Source organism: Cardinium endosymbiont cEper1 of Encarsia pergandiella, from assembly GCF_000304455.1.
Classification (GTDB): Bacteria; Bacteroidota; Bacteroidia; order Cytophagales; family Amoebophilaceae; genus Cardinium.
Window position 1 is genome coordinate 784,521 of sequence record NC_018605.1, and the last position, 23,745, is coordinate 808,265.

At 37.9% G+C, this 23,745-nt stretch carries 16 protein-coding genes and 1 tRNA gene; 10 read left to right on the forward strand and 7 right to left on the reverse strand.

What is annotated here, in order from left to right; all coding sequences use genetic code 11:
- Window positions 1-104 precede the first annotated feature (104 nt).
- From uvrA to vgrG, 6 genes are all read right to left on the reverse strand, one after another.
- The gene (uvrA, locus tag AL022_RS03485; protein ID WP_014934900.1) at window positions 105-2,915 is read right to left on the reverse strand and encodes an excinuclease ABC subunit UvrA; all 2,811 of its coding nucleotides are present in this window, start codon (window positions 2,913-2,915) and stop codon (window positions 105-107) included.
- 102 nt (window positions 2,916-3,017) lie between these two features.
- Window positions 3,018-3,380 (reverse strand): large conductance mechanosensitive channel protein MscL, encoded by a 363-nt coding sequence (gene mscL, locus AL022_RS03490; RefSeq protein ID WP_014934901.1) that lies wholly within the window; start codon window positions 3,378-3,380, stop codon window positions 3,018-3,020.
- Between the two features lie 123 nt (window positions 3,381-3,503).
- A complete protein-coding gene (locus AL022_RS03495) occupies window positions 3,504-5,987 on the reverse strand; it encodes a hypothetical protein (RefSeq protein WP_014934902.1) in 2,484 nt (827 codons plus the stop codon).
- A gap of 164 nt (window positions 5,988-6,151) precedes the next feature.
- Entirely contained in the window at window positions 6,152-6,556 is a 405-nt protein-coding gene (locus AL022_RS03500; RefSeq protein WP_014934903.1) for a GPW/gp25 family protein, read from the reverse strand.
- Between the two features lie 28 nt (window positions 6,557-6,584).
- Window positions 6,585-6,893 (reverse strand): PAAR domain-containing protein, encoded by a 309-nt coding sequence (locus tag AL022_RS03505; RefSeq protein ID WP_014934904.1) that lies wholly within the window; start codon window positions 6,891-6,893, stop codon window positions 6,585-6,587.
- Window positions 6,894-6,959: 66 nt separating this feature from the next.
- Window positions 6,960-8,750, reverse strand: coding sequence for a type VI secretion system tip protein VgrG (vgrG, locus tag AL022_RS03510; RefSeq protein ID WP_014934905.1), 1,791 nt, complete (start codon window positions 8,748-8,750; stop codon window positions 6,960-6,962).
- A gap of 490 nt (window positions 8,751-9,240) precedes the next feature.
- Here vgrG and mfd point away from each other — a divergent pair, with 490 nt between their 5' ends.
- The 8 genes from mfd (at window position 9,241) to AL022_RS03555 (ending at window position 19,657) form a co-directional block, all read left to right on the forward strand.
- Entirely contained in the window at window positions 9,241-12,516 is a 3,276-nt protein-coding gene (gene mfd, locus AL022_RS03520; RefSeq protein ID WP_014934906.1) for a transcription-repair coupling factor, read from the forward strand.
- A 95-nt stretch (window positions 12,517-12,611) separates the two neighbouring features.
- Window positions 12,612-14,612: an acetate--CoA ligase gene (gene acs, locus AL022_RS03525; protein ID WP_014934907.1), complete on the forward strand. Its 2,001-nt coding sequence runs from the start codon at window positions 12,612-12,614 to the stop codon at window positions 14,610-14,612.
- 116 nt (window positions 14,613-14,728) lie between these two features.
- Window positions 14,729-16,183 carry a tRNA (N6-isopentenyl adenosine(37)-C2)-methylthiotransferase MiaB gene (gene miaB / locus AL022_RS03530; RefSeq protein WP_014934908.1) on the forward strand — a complete coding sequence of 485 codons (1,455 nt, stop codon included), beginning with the start codon at window positions 14,729-14,731 and terminating at the stop codon, window positions 16,181-16,183.
- Between the two features lie 14 nt (window positions 16,184-16,197).
- The gene (locus tag AL022_RS03535; RefSeq protein WP_014934909.1) at window positions 16,198-17,442 is read left to right on the forward strand and encodes a sigma 54-interacting transcriptional regulator; all 1,245 of its coding nucleotides are present in this window, start codon (window positions 16,198-16,200) and stop codon (window positions 17,440-17,442) included.
- Window positions 17,429-17,944, forward strand: coding sequence for an LPS assembly lipoprotein LptE (gene lptE, locus AL022_RS03540; RefSeq protein ID WP_041546141.1), 516 nt, complete (start codon window positions 17,429-17,431; stop codon window positions 17,942-17,944). The genes AL022_RS03535 and lptE overlap by 14 nt, the downstream gene beginning before the upstream one ends.
- Window positions 17,945-17,963: 19 nt before the next feature.
- Complete coding sequence (locus tag AL022_RS03545) at window positions 17,964-18,599, forward strand: hypothetical protein (protein ID WP_014934911.1); 636 nt, start codon at window positions 17,964-17,966, stop codon at window positions 18,597-18,599.
- 2 nt (window positions 18,600-18,601) lie between these two features.
- A complete protein-coding gene (secG, locus tag AL022_RS03550; protein ID WP_014934912.1) occupies window positions 18,602-18,955 on the forward strand; it encodes a preprotein translocase subunit SecG in 354 nt (117 codons plus the stop codon).
- A gap of 96 nt (window positions 18,956-19,051) precedes the next feature.
- Complete coding sequence (locus AL022_RS03555) at window positions 19,052-19,657, forward strand: hypothetical protein (RefSeq protein ID WP_148269057.1); 606 nt, start codon at window positions 19,052-19,054, stop codon at window positions 19,655-19,657.
- Window positions 19,658-19,670: 13 nt separating this feature from the next.
- Here AL022_RS03555 and AL022_RS03560 read toward each other — a convergent pair whose 3' ends face one another.
- Window positions 19,671-21,749 (reverse strand): hypothetical protein, encoded by a 2,079-nt coding sequence (locus AL022_RS03560; RefSeq protein WP_014934914.1) that lies wholly within the window; start codon window positions 21,747-21,749, stop codon window positions 19,671-19,673.
- Between the two features lie 350 nt (window positions 21,750-22,099).
- Here AL022_RS03560 and AL022_RS03565 point away from each other — a divergent pair.
- A tRNA-Gln gene (locus tag AL022_RS03565) sits at window positions 22,100-22,171 on the forward strand.
- Between the two features lie 38 nt (window positions 22,172-22,209).
- Window positions 22,210-23,559 (forward strand): ATP-dependent Clp protease proteolytic subunit, encoded by a 1,350-nt coding sequence (locus AL022_RS03570; RefSeq protein WP_014934916.1) that lies wholly within the window; start codon window positions 22,210-22,212, stop codon window positions 23,557-23,559.
- Window positions 23,560-23,745: the final 186 nt, after the last annotated feature.

The window sequence follows — 23,745 nt, forward strand, 5'->3', positions numbered from 1 at the left end:
GTATAAGATATAATTATATATTATCCAAATATGCTACTTTAACTTTGGAAAAAAGATTTGCCACCACAATGCTAATACAAAAAAAAATACCATCCAAATATTTGTTACATTTTTTGCTTTAAATAACGGGCGGTATGGTTGTCGTTTTGTTGGATCAATGCTTCGGGCCTACCGGTAAATACGACTTTACCGCCTTGCTGGCCTCCATCGGGGCCTAGGTCAATCAGCCAATCGGCGCTTTTGATTACATCAATATGATGTTCAATGACGAGGGCGGTATGGCCTTGACCGATTAAGGCGTGAATCGCTTGTAAGAATTGGGCTACGTCGTGCATATGGAGTCCGGTGGTGGGCTCATCAAATATAAATAATATGGACTGATCGGTTAATGCTTTTTCTAAATAATAGGCCAACTTAAGCCGCTGGGCTTCTCCTCCACTTAAGGAGCTGGAAGATTGTCCCAATTGGATATAGCCCAACCCTACTTTTTGTAAACCTTTTAGTTTATGGACAATAAGCGGTTGATCGGAAAAAAAAAGCAATGCTTCATCTACGGTCATGCTGAGTACTTGGACAATGGTTTGGCCAAAATAGGTTACTTCAGCTATTTCAGCTTTAAATCGACTTCCTTTACAACGGCCACAGGGTAGGTAAATATCTGCCATAAATTGCATGTCTATCTTCTGCTGGCCTTCTCCTCGACAGTCGGGACATTGCCCTTTTTCGGAATTAAAAGAAAAATGACCTGATTGATAGTGCCGGGAACGGGCGGTGGTGGTTTGGGCAAAAAGATCTCGAATGGGATCATAGAGGGCTAAATAGGTAGCGGGGTTGGAACGGGAGGATTTGCCCAAGGGGTTTTGGTGCACCAGCTCTACGCCCTGAATGGCGGCTAGATCGCCTCCCAATAGGATAGATGGAAGGGCGGACTGGGCTACAAGGGCTGAGGGCTTGGTGAGGTATTGGATTAAAGCAGGATAAAGGACGTCTTTGATTAGGGTAGATTTGCCTGATCCACTGACGCCTGTTACTACGGTTAATACGTTTAGGGGAATGGTGACGCTAACCTGCTGTAGGTTGTGTAGGGTGGCGTTTTGAATATGTACAGCATGGGACCAACTACGTCTGTGGCTGGGTAATGGAATGGTCGCCATGCCATTGAGGTATTGTGCAGTATGGGTGGTCGCTTGCTGCAAGGATTGAAAGGAACCCTGAAAAACCAATGTGCCGCCACCGGAACCTGCTTGAGGCCCTATCTCAATAAGGGTGTCGGCAGCACGCATGACCAATTCTTCATGCTCTACCACTACAACGGTGTTGCCTTGGTTTCTTAAATTTAACAACAAGGCTACCAACTGATCGGTATCACGGGGATGGAGCCCAATGGTGGGTTCATCTAAAATGTACATGGTACCAAAAAGGGGACTACCTAATGCAGTAGCCAATTTAATGCGTTGATGTTCTCCACCAGATAGGGTGGCAATGGGTCTACTCAGGGTTAAATAGGCTAAGCCAACTTGAGCGATATAATGGAGCCTGTTTTTGATTTCTACTACGATTCTTTGGGAAATGGCTGCTTGGCGGGGGGTAAGGGATAATCGATCAAAAAAAGGAATTAAGTCATGAATGGGCATCAACAATAGATCGACCATCGAATGGTTATGGATTTTAATGTAATGGGCATCTGCACGTAGACGACTGCCTTGACAAGCCAAACAGGTGGTCTTCCCGCGGTAACGGGATAGCAAAACCCGATATTGTATTTTATCGGTTTGGGCAGCACAAAACTCAAAAAATCGATCAATACCTATAAAATCGCCATGTCCTTGCCATAGCAGTTTTTGTTGGTCTGGGGTTAAGTGGCTATAAGGGATGTCAATAGGAAAATGAAGGGCTTCATGGGCGGCAAAAAGGGGGGCCAACCACTTACGCATAATGGGACCACTCCAGGGAGCAATGGCACCTTCTACTAGGGAAAGGGCTGGATTGGGTACTACTTTATAGGGGTCTATGCCGATCAATTGCCCAAGACCTGAGCAGCTTTTACAAGCGCCATGGGGAGTATTAAAGCTAAAAAAGGAAACGGTAGGTAGGGTAAAAGTGATGCCGTCTAATTCAAATCGATCTGAAAATTTTTTTTGTTCCCCTCCAATGAGCACTACGACCAGATGGCCTATGCCTTCAAAAAAGGCGATTTGAACAGAATCTGCTATTCTATAGGAATAGGTCTGATCGTCTTTGGTGACTATTATACGGTCTACCAGACCATAAATAGGCTGGTCTAATGAGAGAAAAGTATTCCCTGCCAATAGCTCTTCTATCCAAAAAAGTTGATTCCCTTGCATGACTCTGGTAAATCCTTTGCCTTGTTCGACCTTTAACTTTTTTGTTAAGGTGGCTTGATCGGCTACTAATATGGGATAGAGGATCCATACCTTGGTACCATCTGGCTGTTGTTGAATGTAGTCTACTACATCGGAAACGCTATCTTTTTTGACTGGTCGTCCACTGATCGGAGAATAGGTTGTGCCAATACGACCATAGAGTAAGCCAAGATAGTCACAAAGCTCTGTAAGGGTACCTACGGTAGAACGGGGATTTTTATTAGCAACATTTTGCCGAATGGCAATCGCTGGAGAAAGGCCTTGAATGGCATCGACTGGAGGCTTTTCCATTTTACCTAGAAATTGGCGCGCATAGGCGCTGACGCTTTCTATATACATACGCTGGGCTTCTACAAAAAGGGTATCCAAGACCAAAGAAGATTTACCAGAACCGGATAATCCTGTAACGACTACTAGCTGGTTGCGTGGAATGGCTACATTTACTTTTTTAAGATTATGTGTTTGGGCCCCCTTTATAATAACAAAATCTTTGGGATTGAGGTGGTCTAAGTCTAATGAATGGAACTGCATAAATTGTATATGGTATGGAATAGCCTCTCATCATAGGGTGGAACGATGGGCTGATGGCTATTGGGGTGCTACTATATCCTTATTGGGGAAATGGCTGTAAAGCTACTTTTTAAGCGCATCTCTTATTTCTCTTAAAAGCTTTTCCGTAGACGTATCTGCATTGACTTCTTCGTCCGACTCTTTAAGGCCATAGAGAACTTTTACTAAAATAAAAACGACCAAACTAATGACGAAAAAGTTGAGCAACGCTGCCGCAAAATGGCCAATCTTAATACCTGGACCAATGACTATGGAGGACCAATGTTGATCTGCTTTGGCCAATAGCGGATGGACCATAGGCATAAAAAGATCTTCCACTACTGCAGTAACCATCTTACCAAATGCACCGCCGATAATAACCCCTACGGAAAGGTCTATTACATTGCCTTTAAAGGCAAATCTTTTAAATTCTTTTATAAAAGACATAACTAGATTCGATCTATAGATCATTGGATGATACCAGAAGCTGCCTTAAATATAATCGTATAGCGGGACAGATACAATAGCATGGTCCTACGCGCAATCGATAGAGGCTATTCTGTTTTATGGCTATGACGTTGTTTTATTATTATAAAGCGCTATAAGATCCATGAGTACTTTGGCTGCGCCATCTATTGCTATTTTATCAGCAGTCGGATCAACTTTTAATTCTATCCATGCCTTGTAGGCCTGCTCGAAAGTTTCCATATCCTCAAAATCCAACCACAAAATATTTGTATATATATGGGCTGGCCCTTCTATGATAACCATTTCTTCTATGGCATGTCTAAATACAGATTGCTGAAACCTGGCCGGCCACGCAGGAAAAACCATGGTCATGGTAAATGAATAAGGGTCTTGCTCCGTGGTTAATTTATCTGAATTTCTAAGCAAAATATGTTCTATTAAGTGAAATCCTTCACATGCTTCATTCAATGACCTAAACAATTCTAAGCTTTGTTGTACAATAGCTTCTGCTTGCTCAATCTGGATAATGGGCTTAGCACCGGTGATGAGCTCAATGGTTTGCGTTTTTGCTTTGTCTACATAGAGTAGAATATTGTACAGACCATTGGATTTTTTGACAATATTGTAATGTTTTTCATCGATCGCATAGGACATAACTAAAGATTGTATGTTTTCATATTTCCCTCTAAAGATAAACATATCATCGTTTTCTGTCTGCGCATGGTTGCCTAGGAAAAGATCTAAAGTATGCTGCATAGCCCTTTTTTCTAAGTACATGCTATTTTTAATTACCTGATGAAAAAGACGTTTTTCTAAACTTTTAATGCCTAATTTACGGTAAATACGTCGCTTAAAACCAGATGGTATATAATCGATCCAGCTGTTGAAGGAATTGGCTGTTATATGGGCAGCTCGGTTTCTATCTCTACTGATGGAAATGTAATCTTTTAAAAAAAGTGCTTTATGGGCATTCAATTCATCCAATTGTTTTTCTTCATTTTTAGGATAGTGGAAGAGTGAATAGATGGTAAAGCGTTCTGCAAAATAAGCCAATAAATGGTCTAACATCCTTGACCGTTTATCTAAGCTTCGAATATCGCTTTCCAATGTACTATTTATGTAGGCGCAATAGGCTTTAGCGGTTTCATCAGCCTCTATTTCATCTTCAACAGATGGAGATACTATTTTATTTTTTATATCTAGATACTTTCTTTGTACTACAAAATCAAGATCATTACCTTGATCAGTTGCTTGAGTAGGCTGTTTGATAATGGTGTGCATGCGAGGTATTTCCAAGGGTAATCTGCCATTGGGCTTGTTATAATGTTCGCTATAGATGGCCATAGTGTGCTTGACATTAGACAACCTAACTAAATAGTTGGCAAAAAGTTGGTCAAAAAACATCAAAAAACCTTTTAATTGTTTAGCTTTAGATTGGTTTTCAATTGTTTCAGATGGAGTACACCCTTCATGACCTACATTATAAAGTAAGGGAAAATCTTGCTGTATGGAGACATGGTCTTCTAAATACCTATAGTTTCCTTCTAATACAAAAATATCCTCCTCTTGTACATAGACTTTTGTTAAAGTACCTCTTCCTTTCATATTTTCAAGTATATCAAGAACTTTCCCCCAATTTGTAGTCAAGGGTAGCCCATTATAATGGAGGATAATTTGACTGTGTGCAAGATCCAGTACTAAAGACCGGTCTGGTAAGATAGGTATGGTAATGCTGCTTGTTCTTCCATCTTTTTCATGAATAAAAAGCTCAAAGTTCAATACATTTTTAATATTATCTATTTTAGTGGCTGCTTCTAAGAGTTCGACTGCATAAATTATAGATTTTCTTTTTAGGTAAATTAACTCTTCTTGATCTATAAAACCTTGGTTGAGCAATGGCCCTGTAAAGATTTGATCTATGGTTCTGCCTTTATCTAGCAATTGGCTGATGCTGTAAAAAGGGACACGGGGTGACAAAAATTCTTGAAAAGCAAATAATATCTGAGCAATCATTGTTTCGCCCTCTTCATACCCCAAGCAACAGGCTACTTCAAAGGTTACCTTAACGCTAATAGGCAGTGTTTCCATGGCCTGAATAAGAAAAAAATCTTCACATAGATTTCTTTGCGCATATAATCTTTGCTGAATGACCTGCAATACTTCTTGTTCTTGTGGGGTATGACGGATGCGTTCTTCTACATTTACAAAAATCTTATAACCGCCTTTGATTTCTTTTGGTCCATCACTTAAAAATATGTCTGCGTTTTTTACGCCTGGAACATCTAGCACAATTTTTAAAAAATCCCACTGGGTGAGTGGATTACAGGGCAGAATTTCTTCAGCTTTGTAAAATGGTTGTTCATTGGTGTGGGCTACTGTATCAGGATTTTTGGCCCATATGTCTTCTATATAGAAGTTGGTTCTATATTGTAGATCCATAATCGCAAAGGCCAATACTTCTAAAATGGAGATCCCAGGGTCATGGTCTCCATAGTCTGTCCATTTCTTTCCTGCTAACTGTTTTATATAAGCAATCCCTTGTTCCTTTAAGAAAGGATAATCAATGTCTTGTGGACTATTTTCCATAGTATGTATCTATAAATAATACTGATTTTAAAGTCATAATGAATAAAGTACAGCTAGCAGAACAACTATATGAAGGCTGTTTGTATTGCCGTATACTTAGTTTTTATATACCTGATTTGCTTAATGGTTAACCATCTGTTTACATACTATTTATGGGCAAAATATTATTTATTAAATACAGGATGATAGCCATATTGGATGGTTTCTTCTATATTTAAGTGTTTAACTTTATAATTTATTTGAATATCAATTGTTCCCTCCTCTTCGTTGGAACTGGTCAATTTAATATCAAGAACCTCTACCCTGGGTTCGTGTTCTGTAATGGTTTGCTTGATATTGTTTACCATAAAGGTTTCCAAGTTGAGATTCAATTGTTGAAAAGCAAGTGGGGTCAGGTCACAACCATATTTATGTTCCATAATGCGCTCACCTACCCTAGTCCGCATTAAAATGAATAAACTTTCTCTGATATCATGTAGCCCGCTTACCATTTCTACAGTACTGCTATGGTGGTTAAAAGCAGGTGGAAACTTCCACCCTACCCCCAAAAAATTATGCTCATTTTCCATATACTTCTTTTGTATCGATTGGTATATTTTATCCACCAATTATTACAGTAGGGCACCCTTGCAGTATGGTTCCACCCATACCTGTTGTATCGCCTAAGCGTGCAGCAGGTTTACTACCTATTAAAACCGTTAAAGAGCCTTTGATAATGGTATCGGGATGGGGAGGGGGACCATTACAAAGCATGGTGTCTCCCATTCTTGCTGCAGGGAGTTTGCCTATTAAAACCGTTGGACAACCCAATACAATCATTCCTCCAGTGACATGGGGAACAGGGGGAACGCCTGGTGTGACCATTGGACATATGTGCTTATTTAATAATACAGCTGCAGGTGGCATAGTGTTCTATTATATATGATGTAATGATATATGATCTAATAGTAGAAAATCTACAAAATAATTTTATTAATTGATCAGTACAGTTGTACCTTTTATAATCGTAGCCATACCAGATTTGACTTCGGTACTGGCATTGCCACTTAGGGTAGCCTTCATAGAAGCTTGTGCATTGATGTTCATACTCTTCAATTTTACATTTTGCATACCACTTAGGACAATATCTTTTCCGGCTTGTATGGTGATACTGCCCCTTGCATTTAAATGAATATCTTTACTACTGCTTAGGTTGATCCCAGTATTGCTTAAAACAACTTTATTGCCATTCTGGTCAACTATTTCAATACTTTTTTGCTTATCTGATAGCTGAATAACCCCTTTTTTAGCCGTTTTAATAATGATTTCAGGACCTTCTTTATCATCATGAAAAGTAAATTCTAATTTTTCTCTAGAAACAAAAGATTTAAAACTATTTTTAGGGTCAATGGTCTTAGGTGATGGATGTTTGCTGCTATGGAGCGATCCTAGAATAATGGGGAATCGAATATCATCATTTATAAAACCTACTACTACTTCATCCTCCAATTCTGGAATAAAAAAAGCACCTGATGCTTGGGTGGCATAAAAAGAAGCCAAACGACACCAAATGCCTTCTTTGGGTTTGTCTTGTACCAACGGCAGGTGCACTAAAATTCGATCATGTTTTTGAGGATCTTGTGTAATTTGTTTGACTATACCGAGTTGTAGGCCATGCATAGGGGGCATCATGCCTGCTGCTGGGAGTGGACCAATGTCATGATATTTGTGCATGTAGCGCTGTGCATCTAAGCCTAAGGTTAATAGGCTCTGCCAATTTCCATTGGATATAATATGTTGGATACCCGATACATAGGCATCTCCTGCAAAGTGGGTTGCCCCTTTTTCAATGGTGATCATTCGATCATGACGCAATCCACCATTACCTGAAACGGTCACGTTGCCTTTTATTTTTGCTATTCTACTTCGGCTGAGCAAGCTAGTTGCCAACGTTTTGATCTCCAAAGGATCTCGTACACCACTGTGGGATATAGCAACGCTACCTGTTTGAGTGGCAGCAGTTAATTTTTTATAGGAGATACTGCCCATAGACTGTTCACCTGGATCAGTTGCTTGTTCAGAAACTTTATTGTGCTTGGTACTGTCCCAAGCGTGGGCCGTAACAGCTGACCATGGATCTTTTGCATCTATTTCAGCATCAAAATCAATAAAATCAACGCCATAGGTATAGGTAAAGGCACCTTTACCAGTTGCCTTCGGTTTTTTGATGGAGACTACACCATCATTTACTACAACAATTTGTCCATTGGCTTCGGCTCGAATATTTAAAAAGTCCCAATCGGATATTTCGTGTTGTGAAATATTTTCATGTACAATAGCAGTAGCTTCAATTTTATGACTTAAGCCACTATATCCATTCAAGATCTTTTTAAAAAGATCGCTATCTTTTATTTTTACAAAATGCATTGTTTTGGGTGCAAGGGTAGTCTTATAGGCAACATCTCTACAGGTTACGGTCAACGTAGATAATCCGGTTGACCTAGATTGGATGGCCAATTTAGCTACTACACCTTCAAATAGTTGGGCTAAGCCATCGTCATAGCCAGCTTGTATCACAACAGTGGCACCAATGGTAAAAGTTTTGTCATTGGCTATAGAAAAAGTTTGTGACTGAATGCTACCATCATGCAAAACTATTTTTGCATAAGGAATTTTATTGATCCTTTTATCCACTATTATGGATTGTATAGGGTAACTTGTATCTAGGGTTTTACCGCCTATTTTTATGGAGTACTTAATAAAATCACCTGATATAGAAGCCATGAAGATAAAAAAATAAAGCAAAGAAAATATGGTTGTGCACGCTGCCTATGTAGGTCAAAATATATCCTTAGCGGATTAAGTCATTAGATACCAAATACTCTCCTGACCTTTTATAGGCTTATTTGCTTACCGATCAGAGGGTCAACCTGAAATAGTAGCACAAATAGGGTCTATTGGATCCATCCATTTAATATGAACCTTTTCATCATGCATAGGTAATAAAGTAAATAACAGGAGCATTTCCAAAAAAATAGACTATAAAGATGATTTTGAAATCAAAGGAATTTGAGCCTGCTTGAAAATAATATCTGGCTTTAGCCTTAAGCATAAAAAATCAATGCGCTTTTTAAAAAAGTATTTGTAGCTTTGCATGAGGCACAATCTATAAAGTGTGTGCATGCTATTTTGCAGCCCAAGCGTACCAATATGAAACATTTTAAATGGCTGATATACAACAGCTATTCTACGTTCATTAATTTTTATTTTAATCTTGCAGATCAACGATTTTATAACACTATACAAAAAAAAAGAAGTAGTCACCAAACTTACGGACTACCTAAAAGAAGATCCAAAAAATAAAGCCCTCCATTTACGTGGTATACAAGGTAGCTTAGATGCTGTATTGACTGCCGCACTGCATCAAAGTTCTGGCCATTTACAATTAGTGGTAGTTGAAAACAAAGAAGAAGCAGTGGCTATGTATGGAGACCTAAGCCACCTATTGCCCAGCTGCTCTGTGCTGCGCTTACCCAGTTTAGAAGAAGATAAGCATAAAACGATTCAACAGAAACGATCGGCCATCATACATGCTATAAGCGAAAGCAAAGCTGCGCCATTGGTCGTCACACATATAGCCGCACTGCTGGAAAAGATCTTAGATCCATCGCTAGTGGCCACTATGTCTTACAAGATACAAGTAGCTCAAACCCTGTCGATTCAAAACTTGGAAAACATGCTTAAACAAAAAGGATTTATAAAAGTAGATTTTGTTTACCAGACAAGTCAATTTGCAATACGTGGTGGCATTATTGATATATATCCAGTCAACCAATCGTTTCCTTATCGAATAGAACTATGGGGAGATGAAGTTTCCTCGATCCGTATTTTTGATCCCAAAGACCAAAAATCTTTTAAACAAACCAATGTTGCAACGATTGTACCTAACCCAGAAACGACAACGGAAAAACCATTGCGCTACACTTCCTTTTCAGCTTGTCTACCAGTAGGTAGCTCTATTTGGCTAAAAAACAAAGCAAAAATATTGGCACAACCATCTGGCCTAAATACGGCACCAGCCCCTTCCCATACGCTAGAAACAATAGAAAGTTTTATAGCGTCTATTGTACCCTTTCATCAAATTCTATTTGGATCGGTCCCATCTCTTATGGGAGATAACGATCTTATACTAGACTACGATGCTGAAAAACAACCCCTTTTTCAACAAAATTTTAACCTTCTAGCAGATGACCTCCATAAAAGAAATCAGCAAAACTACGATATATCTATTACAGCCGCCTCTACAGGACAACTTGCACGACTGAAAACTATTTTAGAAAATAGCGCCCCCACAACAACTTTTATACCATTGCTGGTCAGTTTACGCGAAGGGTACATAGATCATACGGCCAAAATAGTCTGCTATAGTGATCATGAAATTTTTAATAGATACTATAGGTACCAACCACCCAAACCCCATACTACAACAGAAGCTTTACTAGCCGATGCATGCAGGAAGCTAGAAATTGGTGATTATGTCGTACATAGTGACTATGGCATTGGCCGATTTTCTGGATTACATTCATTAAACATCCATACACAGAAGCAAGAAGCCATCCGACTGATTTATAAAAACAATGATATGGTCTACGTAAATGTACACGAACTATACAAAATCAGCAAATATACCAGTAAGGATGGCACAACACCCCATATGCATACATTAGGTACTGCTGCCTGGAAACGTAAAAAAAACAGTGTTAAAAAACAGATCAAAGATATTGCCAAAGAACTCATTACACTTTATGCAGAACGAAAAAAAACGAAAGGGTTTGCTTTTGGGCAAGATACTGTACTAGATGCGGCACTAGCCTCTTCTTTCTGCCATGAAGAAACGCCTGATCAAGCCATAGCGATTGATGCAGTGAAGCAAGACATGGAACGCCCCACCCCTATGGATCGACTGGTATGTGGCGATGTAGGATTTGGTAAAACAGAAATAGCCATTCGTGCTGCTTTAAAAGCAGCAGCAGATGGCAAGCAAGTGGCTGTACTAGTGCCCACTACTATTTTAGCACTACAACACTATAACTCTTTTATCAACAGGCTCTCTAATTTACCCGTTCATGTTGGTTACATCAACCGATTTAAAACCAAACAAGAAATTCAACAAACGCTTGCCGATACCGCTTCTGGAAAGGTGGATATTCTTATTGGTACACACAAACTGCTGACGAATAGTGTGCAATTTAAAGATTTAGGGCTATTAATTATCGATGAAGAACAAAAATTTGGTGTAAGTGCCAAAGAAAAATTGAAAAAGATCCGTTTGAATATAGACACACTCACTTTAACGGCTACACCTATCCCACGCAGCCTTCATTTTTCACTGATGGGCGCTAGAGATTTAAGTATACTTACTACCCCTCCCAACCATAGACTGGCCATCCAAACAAAGGTGCACCGATTCGATTTTAAAATCATTCAAGAAGCCATAGAAGAGGAAATGGCTCGTGGAGGACAAATTTTTTTTGTGCACAATAGGGTAAGCAATATCCAGACTATCGCTCAAAATTTATCAGATTTCCTGCCGACCGCACGGATCTGTGTAGCCCATGGTCAAATGGCCGGATCTATGCTAGAAGAAAAAATACTACAATTTATAGTAGGCCGATACGATATACTAGTAGCCACCAATATTATAGAATCTGGAATGGATATACCTAACGTGAATACCATTATCATCAATGATAGCCACCTTTTTGGCCTTGCTGATTTACATCAAATGCGTGGAAGAGTGGGTCGTTCTAATGTGCAAGCTTTTTGCCATTTATTGATTCCAGAAGATACCACTCTTACGCCAGAAGCAAAACTACGCCTAGCTGCATTAGAGGAATGTTCCGGATTAGGAGATGGCTTTAAACTGGCTATGAAGGATCTAGACATACGTGGCGCAGGGGACCTATTGGGTGCAGCACAAAGTGGCTTTATATCAGATATTGGTTTCGATACCTATTGTAAAATATTAGAAGAAACGGTAGAAGAGGTGAAGCATAGTGATTTTAAAACATTGTTTCCCCAAGAAACTAAAAGGGTATATAACGAATGCTCCGTTGAAACAGACTGTGAAGCACTTTTACCACCTGAATATGTCGCTAGTACCACCCAACGAATCACACTTTACACTAGGCTGAATGGGCTTAAAAACATAGATCAATTAACCGAATTTAAAGCAGAGTTAATCGATAGATTTGGTCCATTGCCTAGCGCTACAGAGACCCTATTGGAAACGATACAACTTCGATGGGAAGCAGAACGGATTGGCTTTCAAAAAATTTTATTCAAAGGCCAATGCCTATATTGCTCTTTAGGCGTTGATTTTCAAAAAAATAATTTGAATATGTGGGAAAATATTATGCACTATATACAACAACGTCCAGCTTATTGTCAGTTAAAAAAAATGGGTCAAAACTTGATACTGATGATTACTGCAGATTTGGATAGTGTTCTTTCAGCAAGAAATCTACTGGCCACTATAGCCATCGCTTAAAATTATAGTCTACTGAAAAAAATAAAAATCAATCATTTTATTGTCCTATAATCTGAATGGACTACTTTACACATGGATACAAGAATTTTTAAAGCATGAAAAGCCCTACAACTGATTCAGTCTATCTTCCTTCTGATGCCATTCAGAAAAGAGCCTATATTCCATCATTGGATGCATATCTAAAAATATATAACGGCTCCATTAAAGATCCGGGGAAGTTTTGGGAAAAAATAGCTACAGATTTTTTTTGGAAAACCAAACCGGTGGGTCCATTTCTAAACTATAATTTTGACCTAAACAAGGGAAATATTTTTATAAAATGGATGGAAGGCGCTACTACCAACATTTGTTATAACCTGGTAGACAAACCAATTCAGGATGGCTATGGAGACAAGATTGCCTATTATTGGGAAGGCAATGAGCCAGGTGAACAAAAGCAAATCACCTACCAAGCGCTGCTAAAGGCTATTTGTAAATGTGCCAATGTTTTAAAAGATCTGGGGATAAAAAAGGGAGACCGGGTAGCCATTTATATGCCGAATACCATAGAGGCGATCGTAGCCATGTTAAGTTGTGCGCGGATTGGTGCGATCCACGTTGTTGTTTTTGCAGGATTCTCAGCAAACGCACTAGCAGAACGAATCATAGCAGCACAAGCAAAACTCTTGATAACAGCTGATGGAACATTCCGGGGCACAAAGTTTATTGCCCTCAAATCCATCGCAACCCAAGCATTGATGCAATGTAAGGCAGCTGGTCACCCACTGAACCATTGTATGGTGTTTAATCGCTTGCAGACTACCCAACAAATACCTGAGATTCCTTGGAATGACGCTATAGATTGCGCCTGGGAAAAATTGATGGCGTCTGCATCAGAGCTATGTACACCTGAGTGGGTGGATGGGGAAGATCCGCTATTTATACTTTATACAAGTGGTTCAACTGGCAAACCAAAGGGTGTGCTCCATACAACTGGCGGATACCTGTTATATACTGCAACGGTATTTAAATATGCCTTTGATTACCACCCAGAAGATATATTTTTTTGTTCTGGAGATTTAGGCTGGATTACAGGTCATACTTTTAATGTGTACGGTGCACTGGCCTGTAAAAGCACTTCTGTTATATTTGACGGTATTCCAACCTATCCAGATGGGGGACGCTTCTGGGATTTGATTGATCGGTATAAGGTAACGACATTTTATACAGCGCCTACAGCGATTCGAACCCTTATGCAACTGCCTGCTTCATATGTAACAAAATATAGTAGAGCCTCTTTGCGCATACTGGGTTCAGTGGGAGAACCTATTGATCCTTCATCTTGGCGCTGGTTTTACGAAGTAGTGGGATCAAGTCGCTGTCCCATCATTGATACCTTTTGGCAGACAGAAACAGGCGCGCCCATTATTTGTCCACTTCCTGGATCTACACCATTAAAGCCTGGCTCTGCCACACTTCCCTTTTGGGGGATTGTACCCACAATCGTTGATGAGGATGGTATTGAAGTTATAGGTCCAGGAAAAGGCCACCTTGTGATCAAAAATCCCTGGCCAGGGATGGCAAGGACACTGGACAGAGATCATCAGCGCTTTCAAGCCACCTATTTTGAGCCATACCATGGATATTACTATACAGGAGATGGTGCAGAACGTGATGCAGATGGCTATTTTTGGATAACAGGTAGAACAGATGATATGCTGAATTGCTCCGGTCACTTGATATCAACCGCTGAAATTGAATCCGTACTGATGCAACATCCCTCGGTAGCAGAAGCGGCTGCCGTATCGGCCCTACATGCTATAAAAGGCGAATCCATCCATTGTTTTATTGTATTAAAAGATGGGCAAATATATAATCACACAATTGAATATGAGATCAAATCAATGATCCGAAACCAAATAGGGGCTTTTGCCGTTCCGGACCTGATAGAACCTGTACCGGCGCTGCCTAAAGTTGGCTCTGGAAAAATAATGCGTCGACTGCTCAGAAAAATAGTACGAAAAGAAGGCTATTTAGGTGACACCTCCACACTAGTGGACCCCAATATTATTGACCAGCTCCGCGCACTTACTTTAAATAACACTAAGATGCTGTAAACCACATAAGGGCAATCCTATCTATTTTGTATTTTTATATAGCTTTTAGCAAATTGTCATCTATGCTACTCAAAAGGCTTGCGATAGATTAGTATATTATATAGCAACATGATCCTATGCACATGGAACAAAATACATTGATCTCTACAAATTGTTCTGCCGAAAAAAGCCTATCTAAACCGCTTAGTACGCACCATCCTCAGTTGCCTAGAAAGCTATATATAGAAAGCTACGGCTGTCAAATGAACTTTTCTGATAGTGAGATTGTAGCTTCTATTATGGCCCAACAAGGTTTTGTCTTTACAGATCAGCATCATAAAGCAGACCTTATTCTCATCAACACATGTGCCATTCGGGATAAAGCAGAACAGACCATCCGCAATAGGCTATTGGTTTTTAACCAACAAAAAATAAGCCAACCAGATCTTATTGTAGGTATATTAGGGTGTATGGCAGAACGGCTTAAAACGCAATTACTAGAAGAAGAAAAAGTAGTTGATTTGATAGCAGGTCCAGATGCCTACAGAGATCTTCCCCGACTTATTAGTCAGGTAGATCAAGGGTATAAGGCAGTCAATACTTTTCTATCTAAAGAAGAAACCTATGCCGATATTGCCCCTATTCGATTACACTCCAGTGGGGTAACCGCCTTTATCTCTATTATGAGGGGATGTAACAATATGTGTTCTTTTTGTATTGTTCCCTTTACCAGAGGGCGTGAACGAAGCAGAGATCCCTATTCTATAGTACAAGAAGCCAAAAAATTATTTGAAGCAGGTTATAAAGAAATTACCCTTTTGGGACAAAATGTAGACTCCTATAGCTGGCATCCATCTGTCGCATCAGCTACTCACCCACTATCGAATAAAGCCAATGATCAGGTAATCCACTTTTCCCAATTGCTAGCCATGGTGGCTGAAATTGATCCCACCTTAAGGGTACGTTTTTCTACCTCTCATCCCAAAGATATGACCGATGCAGTGTTGTATACCATGAAACGGTATCCGAATATCTGTAAACATATTCACCTTCCTGTGCAAAGTGGCAATAGCCGCATCTTAGCGCTTATGAATCGCACCTATGATCGAGCATGGTATCTTGAAAGAATTCAGGCCATTAGAACTATTTTAGGTCCATTTTGTGCCATTTCTTCTGATATGATTGCAGGATTCTGCTCCGAAACAGAAGCAGAACATCACGATACACTCTCTTTAATGGATGAGGTGCAATATGATTTCTCTTTTATGTTTTATTATTCCCAGCGGCCAGGTACATTGGCCGCTAGAAAATACCCAGATGATGTACCAGAAACCGTTAAAAAGCGTAGATTAAGTGAAATTATAGCTAAGCAACGTGCACACGCCTTAATGCACAATCAAAAAAGTATAGATCAGGTTCATCAAGTCTTGATTGAAAAACGTTCTAAGAAATCAGAAGCATTTTTGCAAGGTAGAACCAGTCAAAATAAGATTGTTGTCTTCCCTAAAGAGAACTATACAATAGGTCATTACGTAGATGTACACATTACAAATTGCAATGCAGCTACTTTATTTGGCACAGTAGTAGCTTAAAGCCTATAAGATATATGAAAGAGGATCTTCAATACATCAAGCAACGGTTTAATATCATTGGCAATGCACCATTGTTGAATAGAGCAGTTGAGATAGCCATTCAGGTAGCTTCTACTGACTTATCTGTTTTAATTATGGGTGAAAGTGGTACTGGAAAAGAATCTTTTTCAAAAATTATTCATGGACTAAGTCCCTGCCGACATGGTAAATTTATAGCTATTAACTGTGGAGCTATTCCAGAAGGCACAATAGACGCTGAACTTTTTGGCCATGAAAAAGGTGCCTTTACTAGTGCATTAGAAAGCCGAAAAGGCTATTTTGAAGAAGCGAACGGGGGAACCATCTTTTTAGATGAAATAGGTGAAATGCCTTTGGGTACCCAAACCAGACTTTTACGGATATTAGAATATGGAGAATATATAAAAGTAGGTGCCTCTAGTGTACAAAAAACCAAAGTGCGTGTAGTAGCTGCCACCCATGTAGACTTAATCCATGCCATTCAACAGAGTAAATTCCGAGAAGATTTGTATTACAGGCTCAATACCGTTCCAATTAACATACCGCCTTTGCGTGAACGAGGTGCAGACATTATACAATTGTTTCATAAGTTTTCTAGTGATTTCGCCACTAAGTATCGCACCAAACCGCTAGAAATCAGAACAGAATCAAAAGATATTTTATGTACCTATCCATTTCCAGGTAATATCCGCCAATTAAAAAATATTGTAGAACAAATGGCACTTCTTGAAGAGGTAGCAATCGTTACACCACAGGTATTGGAAAAGTATTTACCAAAAGTACAAAACCACACTTTACCCGTACTTTATAAAAAATGGAACAATAATGAGCTACTTGAAAAAGAATATATCTACCCTATTTTATTTGATTTAAAAAGAGATATCGCAGAATTAAAAGCGTTACTATTTAATTTGATGGAATCTGGTACTATAAACCACCCTATTATAAAAGAAGACCCACGCCGATTCAGCACCCATAGTGACCCAAAAAATATAGCCCAACAGATCCATTTATTAGAAACAGCACAATCTTTTAAAGAAGATCAACTAAATTGTATAGGCGCATCCGATAAAACAGAAAATCTATCCATTGAAGCGCAAGAGCAGGCTTTAATCCGTAGGTCTTTGCAAAAAAACCATGGAAATCGTAAAAATGCAGCTGATGACTTAGGGATTTCTGAAAGAACGCTTTATCGAAAAATTAAACAATATGAGATTGAAGAGTTCGATGTTAAACGGTAACCTATACTTTCTCTTTAGCCTATTTTGGCTGCATGGTTGTGGTCTTTTTACTTTCTCAGGGGCTTCACTCCCTGGTGATATACAAACTTTTTCTATTCAGGAGTTTTATACAGAGACATCAGATGGCCCAACAGATTTACCTAAAAAGCTTACTGAAGCACTTGAAGCAAAAATATTACGCCTAACTTCCTTAACCAAACAAGATAAAGATGGTGACATCCAGTACGAAGGGGTGATTAAGTCTTTCTCATATCGTACAACTTTCAGTACCAAAAGTGAGGATAAAGATAATCCTAAAGAAATACAACGGCTAACCATAACCGTAGAAGTTTCTTGCGTGAATGCTTCTGATGAAACATCCTCTTTTAACAAAAAACAATTTTCAGCCAGTGCTGATATGTTTTCTACTGAAAATCAGTATGAAAAAGAAAATCAATTGATTAAAGAAATCTTTCGTCAACTAGTAGATGATATTTGTAACAAATCCATAGATAATTGGTAAACTTGAAATTGTTTTTACCATGCAAGTTCAAAAACTATTAAAATTATTGGCATATCCTGCAACACTCTCACCAGCAGATATACCGGATTTAGAAGCCCTTATACAGGGCTACCCTTACTTTTACTTAGCGCATGCACTGCTTGCCAAAGCAGGCTATACAAAAGAGCAAGATACAGCAAAGTATGTGGTACAAAGGGCTGCTACTTATGCGATTGATCGTATACAGTTGCGCAAATGGTTAGAAAACAAACTTTCTCTACCACCAATAGTCAGAAATGGCAACGATAAGGGTATGCAACAAACTGCTGCCACCGCTAATAACTATTTAGAAATAATTGCTAAAAAATCCCTTAAAAAGAGTACAAATGAAAATAGTATTAAGCAGTTCTCTGTTATTGATACGATTTTAAATAAAAATTTACAATTTGACCCCTTTGTAGAAGTCACACCATTAAAAGAGGAAGGCTGTATAGATCTTTGTGCACAAGCTACTACTTTAGATGATCGTTTTGCAACGGAAACATTAGCTAAAATAATGGTCCAACAAAAAAAATATAAACGTGCCATTGAAATTTATAACCATTTAATGGCAAAACATCCTGAAAAAAAATCGTATATTGAGGATATCATTTCTAGCTTAAAAAATGATCTTTAGCTATGTCTATATTCAATCTGCTTACTATATTTATTATTATCATAGCCATCTTATTGATTGGTGTTATTTTACTGCAAGAACCTAAAGAACGGATCACTCCTTCAGGTGGAAGTGCAGCTTCTATACACCGCATTGGAATCAATCAAAAAGCAGATTTTTTAGAAAAATCTACTTGGGTACTAGTAAGCCTATTGCTTTTTTTAACGCTATTGTCTTCTATTTTTCTAAAAAATGCACCACTATCGAATAAGAGTCCTAATTTAGCCAAAGCGCAAAGGGAAGAAACATTAAATGGTGCCATTTCGTCAAGTGGTATTGATGAAGTAGCTACTACCCACGACGATCAGGAATCTTGATCCAACGCAACACCTTCCTTCCCTTAGCGCTAATGGTAAGGGTATAAAAAGCGGATATTGTTTTTGACAGTAAAAATAGTTATGCAAATAAAAGCAATGAACATAAAAAAATCCATACGAGCCTTTTTTTTTCTAGCCTATATATCGGTAGCATATCCATCAAACGCTGTTGGGTTGGCTACAGGGCCATCTTTGGGCATAGCTGGGTTTTATACTGCCTTTAATTTAAAAAAAGAAAATTTAAAAACTTCTATAGACAATATAGCACTGCATGTAGGATGGTTTGCACAGTTAGATCTTTGGCTTTTATATGCTAAATTAGATGGGTTGTTTGTATTAGATTGGCATACGTTACTGAATGATCGAAATGCCTTCAAATATATTCAAGCACCTTTTACAATTGGCATGCCTGTTTTTAATGTATTCCGCCCTCATATTGGTGTTATTTTTCGAATTCCTTGGGACCAGTTATACGATAGCGAATTCAAGAGTAATCAGCTTATAGAAAGCTATAAGAAAAAGATCAATGGCTATATACTAGGCATGGGAATAGCTTTAGGACATTTTTTAATAGATATTGATTTTGAATTAGGGCGATCAAGCCTAGCCAAAAAGTCTATAAGGGCTGAACTAGCCGATGGAGATAAAGATTACAGACCTAAGCAACTTGCATTAAAGATACATTACAACTTACTGGGCTAATAAAAACCACCATCTAGCATATACCTTTACAAGCCTCCAGCGCTTGGTTGGCTGCCTCTACCAATTCTTCTACGATGTTTGCATGTAAATACTTTTTCCCAAGTTCCATATCTATTGTAAGCGTTTCTTGGACCATATGCTTTACTTCCTCTAAGGAAGCATAGTCTTTGGCATGACGTAAATCATAAAGTCGTTCAGCAAATTTAATGCAAGGCACAAAGAGTTGTTCTCTATTCATCACCCGTTTAAGGCGGTTACCCACATAAAGTCCAGATGGCTCCATATCTTGATGCTTATTGACAGCTATAATATTTTCTATAAAGGAATAAGCGTCTATAGTATAATTGGCTTTAACATAAGGAAGTGGTAATCCTGCATAACGTACTAACCCATAAAGCAAAGTAAAATAAACTGGTTTAGGTTGATAAGGTACCCACTTTGCTACTAATTCAGCAATACCTAATGCACGGACATATAATAGTTGTCCTGATGCATGACGCCTAAAGCCATAACAACGCCTTATTAATAAAAAAAGTTCATCTAATACAGTAGGACGCATATCAGCCATTGTGCAAAGGCTATTATAAGCTTTCTGTAAAAAAGCCATAGATGTCTTGAGTTCCCTGGAGCTAATAGAAGTAGTTGAAGGTATTATACCAGCAATCATTTTATCCCGCACAGCAGCTACGTTACAAGGAAGTACTACAAGCATAGGTTTTTTAGGAGCAGTTGGAAACTGTAAATAACCATAATGGGTACGAACAATCTGCTCTATATTGCGCTTGTCTATATTGGCCCATTTTGATTCTTTTTGTATCCCACTATACCAATTACACTGAGTACCTTCCGAAAGAGTTTGATAACAATTTTTAATTTTAGGTAACGCTTCTTCAGGAATAGCCCCATGACCAATCACTAGGGCTATAGCAGGAAACCGCACATCTGTAATAGATTTGTCTTCAGAAAATGGTGCCAAGTCATATTCTAAATAAGTAGTATAGAATTGAATACTTACAAAGCCATTTTTTGACGTATCTAAACCAGCCATGCTTAATACAATAGGTGTCAATAAGCAAATCACCTGGTTAGCATCACATATGATTTTTTCAGGCAATTGAGCATTTTTATACTTTATTACCAACTTTGGAATAGTACGCTCCTTACATTCCAACTTTAATGCAACTTCTAGTTTTCGAATTAGTTCACCAAGGCTAACTTTAGCTGGTATCAAGATAATATTATTTCTAGACCTAGCTCGTTGCTTTAAAAAAATGTCCCAAATAAAAAAATTATTTATAATCAGATTTAAATCTTCCTTATAAACCGGCCTATTATCTAAATAGGCAATAAATTTTGTCACCTCTTTCATCATTTGATCTATAACAACGTGCGGTTCCTTTGGATGACCACGCATGGTGCCTAGATCAGGGTATAAAGAAAATTCACTTTGTTGTATTTCCTGTTCTTTGATTTGTTTTTCTTTTATTTTTTCCTTTAAATAATTTTCATAATGTATATGATCCGCTAATTTGCGTTTTTGATAAACAATAATCAAAAAAAGTATCAAGCTTAAGCCGACCAACGACATTAGAAAATTAAACGATTCCAATAATAGTAGATTCGTACCTCTACAATATATTGCGTAAACAATCACCAATAACATAAAGGGGACGAGCCGTCCACTTATATACAACGGTAAGATAAATAAAGTGACAGCCAAATGGGCTACAGATAAGGCCAATGTAAAGGCCAATGAAGTGTGCAGCGTCCCCGACCAGTACCAAAGCACATTTACAGGAAGACAAAAAAGTACACTTAGCAACCAAATTTGACCCATTTTGACGGATGATCTTTTTTTCTTGGCATCAACTGCATAACCTATGAACGAAAGAGCTATAATAAATTGCAGTAGATACCAATAGACAAAACCGACACTTATATAAGTTAATATAGTAGTGAGTATAATGTAGCATCCTGTAAATCCTATGATGGCATTATTTGGCTTAATTTTTACCGATTCTTTTTTTTTAAAAGAAGACTTCAATAACAAAAAGATGCATACTAAAATAAAAGGTAGGGTACGAACGAACATTCTAATTTTTAGCTATAAAAAACCATCTAAAATACAAGCATTATACTAAATGGCTCAGATAAAAAAGCTTTGAAAATACTGGATTAAATATACAATAGAATTAAAGGCTAACACTATGAAACAATCTATTAGGTAAAGGTTAATCAAGAGACTGACACACTACTTAAAACATTAATTACTGGTACTAAAAATATACTACTTTTTATTAGCTTATCCAACTTTGTTGGCATAAGAAAGGACATATACTATGCAGGTAAAATACAAAATATAAACAACTATAACAAGCGGATAATTGTTTACTTTATTAAAAGTATATTTCATATATTTGTAGGTGCACATCACACAGCTACTGTCCGGTAGTGTAATGGTAACACGTCTGGTTTTGGTCCAGAAGACTCTAGGTTCGAGTCCTAGCCGGACAGCTCTTAGAACAATCTTTTACAAACTCAAAATAACTAAAATGTTTGGTTTAAATTATAATTGTAGATTAATAAGATTAGGATTTTCTTTTTTTATATCACTAACCTGCTATAATATAGCATTAGCAAATAAGACAAAAGGTAAAAAGAAAGAAGTAGCTGTTGTATCCCCTATTGTACAAAAAAAACCTAACACAAATGGTACTGATGCCGTTAGCAAAACTAATTTGCAGCATGACTTAGAAGCAGAAAATGCACTTAACCGTGCACGGTTAGAAAAAGAACTTTCAACTATTATTGCTCAAATTGAACAACTGCGTCTTAAGAAGGAGCATCAGCGCCTAGACAAGGAAATAGAAAATGAAAATGTGCGCAGTGCACATGACAAAGCCATGCTTTTGTTAAATATGGAGCAAGAAAAGCTTACTATTGAGCTAGGATTAGCGCAAGCTAAGTGTATGAAAAAAATGGAACAGTATCATATCCAGTTAACTGAATTAGATAAAAAAATACAATTAGAAAAAGGACAAGCGCAGCTGCTACAAGAGACCAGCCATCGGTTAAAATCAGAAATAGAGGTTTTAGAAGCGACAAACACCCGGGATAAATACATTCAAAAAAAACCTATTTACTTGAAAGACCCATTGATCAAGAAAATCAATACTTTAGTGCTTTCTGATCGATGTATTGAGTTGAATGGTACCATTACACCTTGGAAAGCAAATTATATTGTAGATCAAATTCATTATTTTAATAACAAAAACAAAGAATATCCTATATTTCTTGTTATTGGCTACTCTCCAGGAGGATATGAAACGGCGGGATGCAATATTTTACAAGCTATAGAGTATAGTAAAGCACCTGTTTACGTAGTCGTAAAATCATTCGCTGCTTCTATGGCCGCTTTGATTACTACATTAGCGCCTAAATCTTACGCTTATCCAAATGCTATAATTTTACATCATCATCCTGCTAGCTTTCTTTGTGGTAATTTTAATCTAAGGGCAACAAAAGAAGCTTATACGAATCTAGATAAAACATGGAAACGCTTAGGGGGAAGAGTAGCTAAAAAAATGGGCATATCTCTTGAAAGATTCAATAAAAAGCTCTATGAAAAGTCTATGTATGGAGATTGGGAAGAGTATGGTGATCAGGCCAAAAAGCTTAAATGGGTCGACTATGTAATCAATAGTATTCAAAATAGTGCCATTAGTAGTTTACCTGATTCAGCTGAGTATACTTTTGAACAATTCATAAAGCACTATTATAATGCTAATCCAACAAAAACAATAGAACTATCTGCAGAAGAGATAGCATACAATAAACTTGCTCCTCACGATGTAAACTATTCCTACAGACCTGATCACAAAGCTCAAATGATGGGTAAATAATAAATTTTATCGGTATGTATGATGGGATGGCTATTATTTAGTAACTAATTTACCATCACTAAATACCTCTTACAGTTTATATATTTTGCCAATGTAAAAACCAAATCTAATAAGCTAAAGCTATAAACCATCAAATAATTAAAATTACAAATAATATTATTTTCTAGGAGTATATCTATCGTTTTA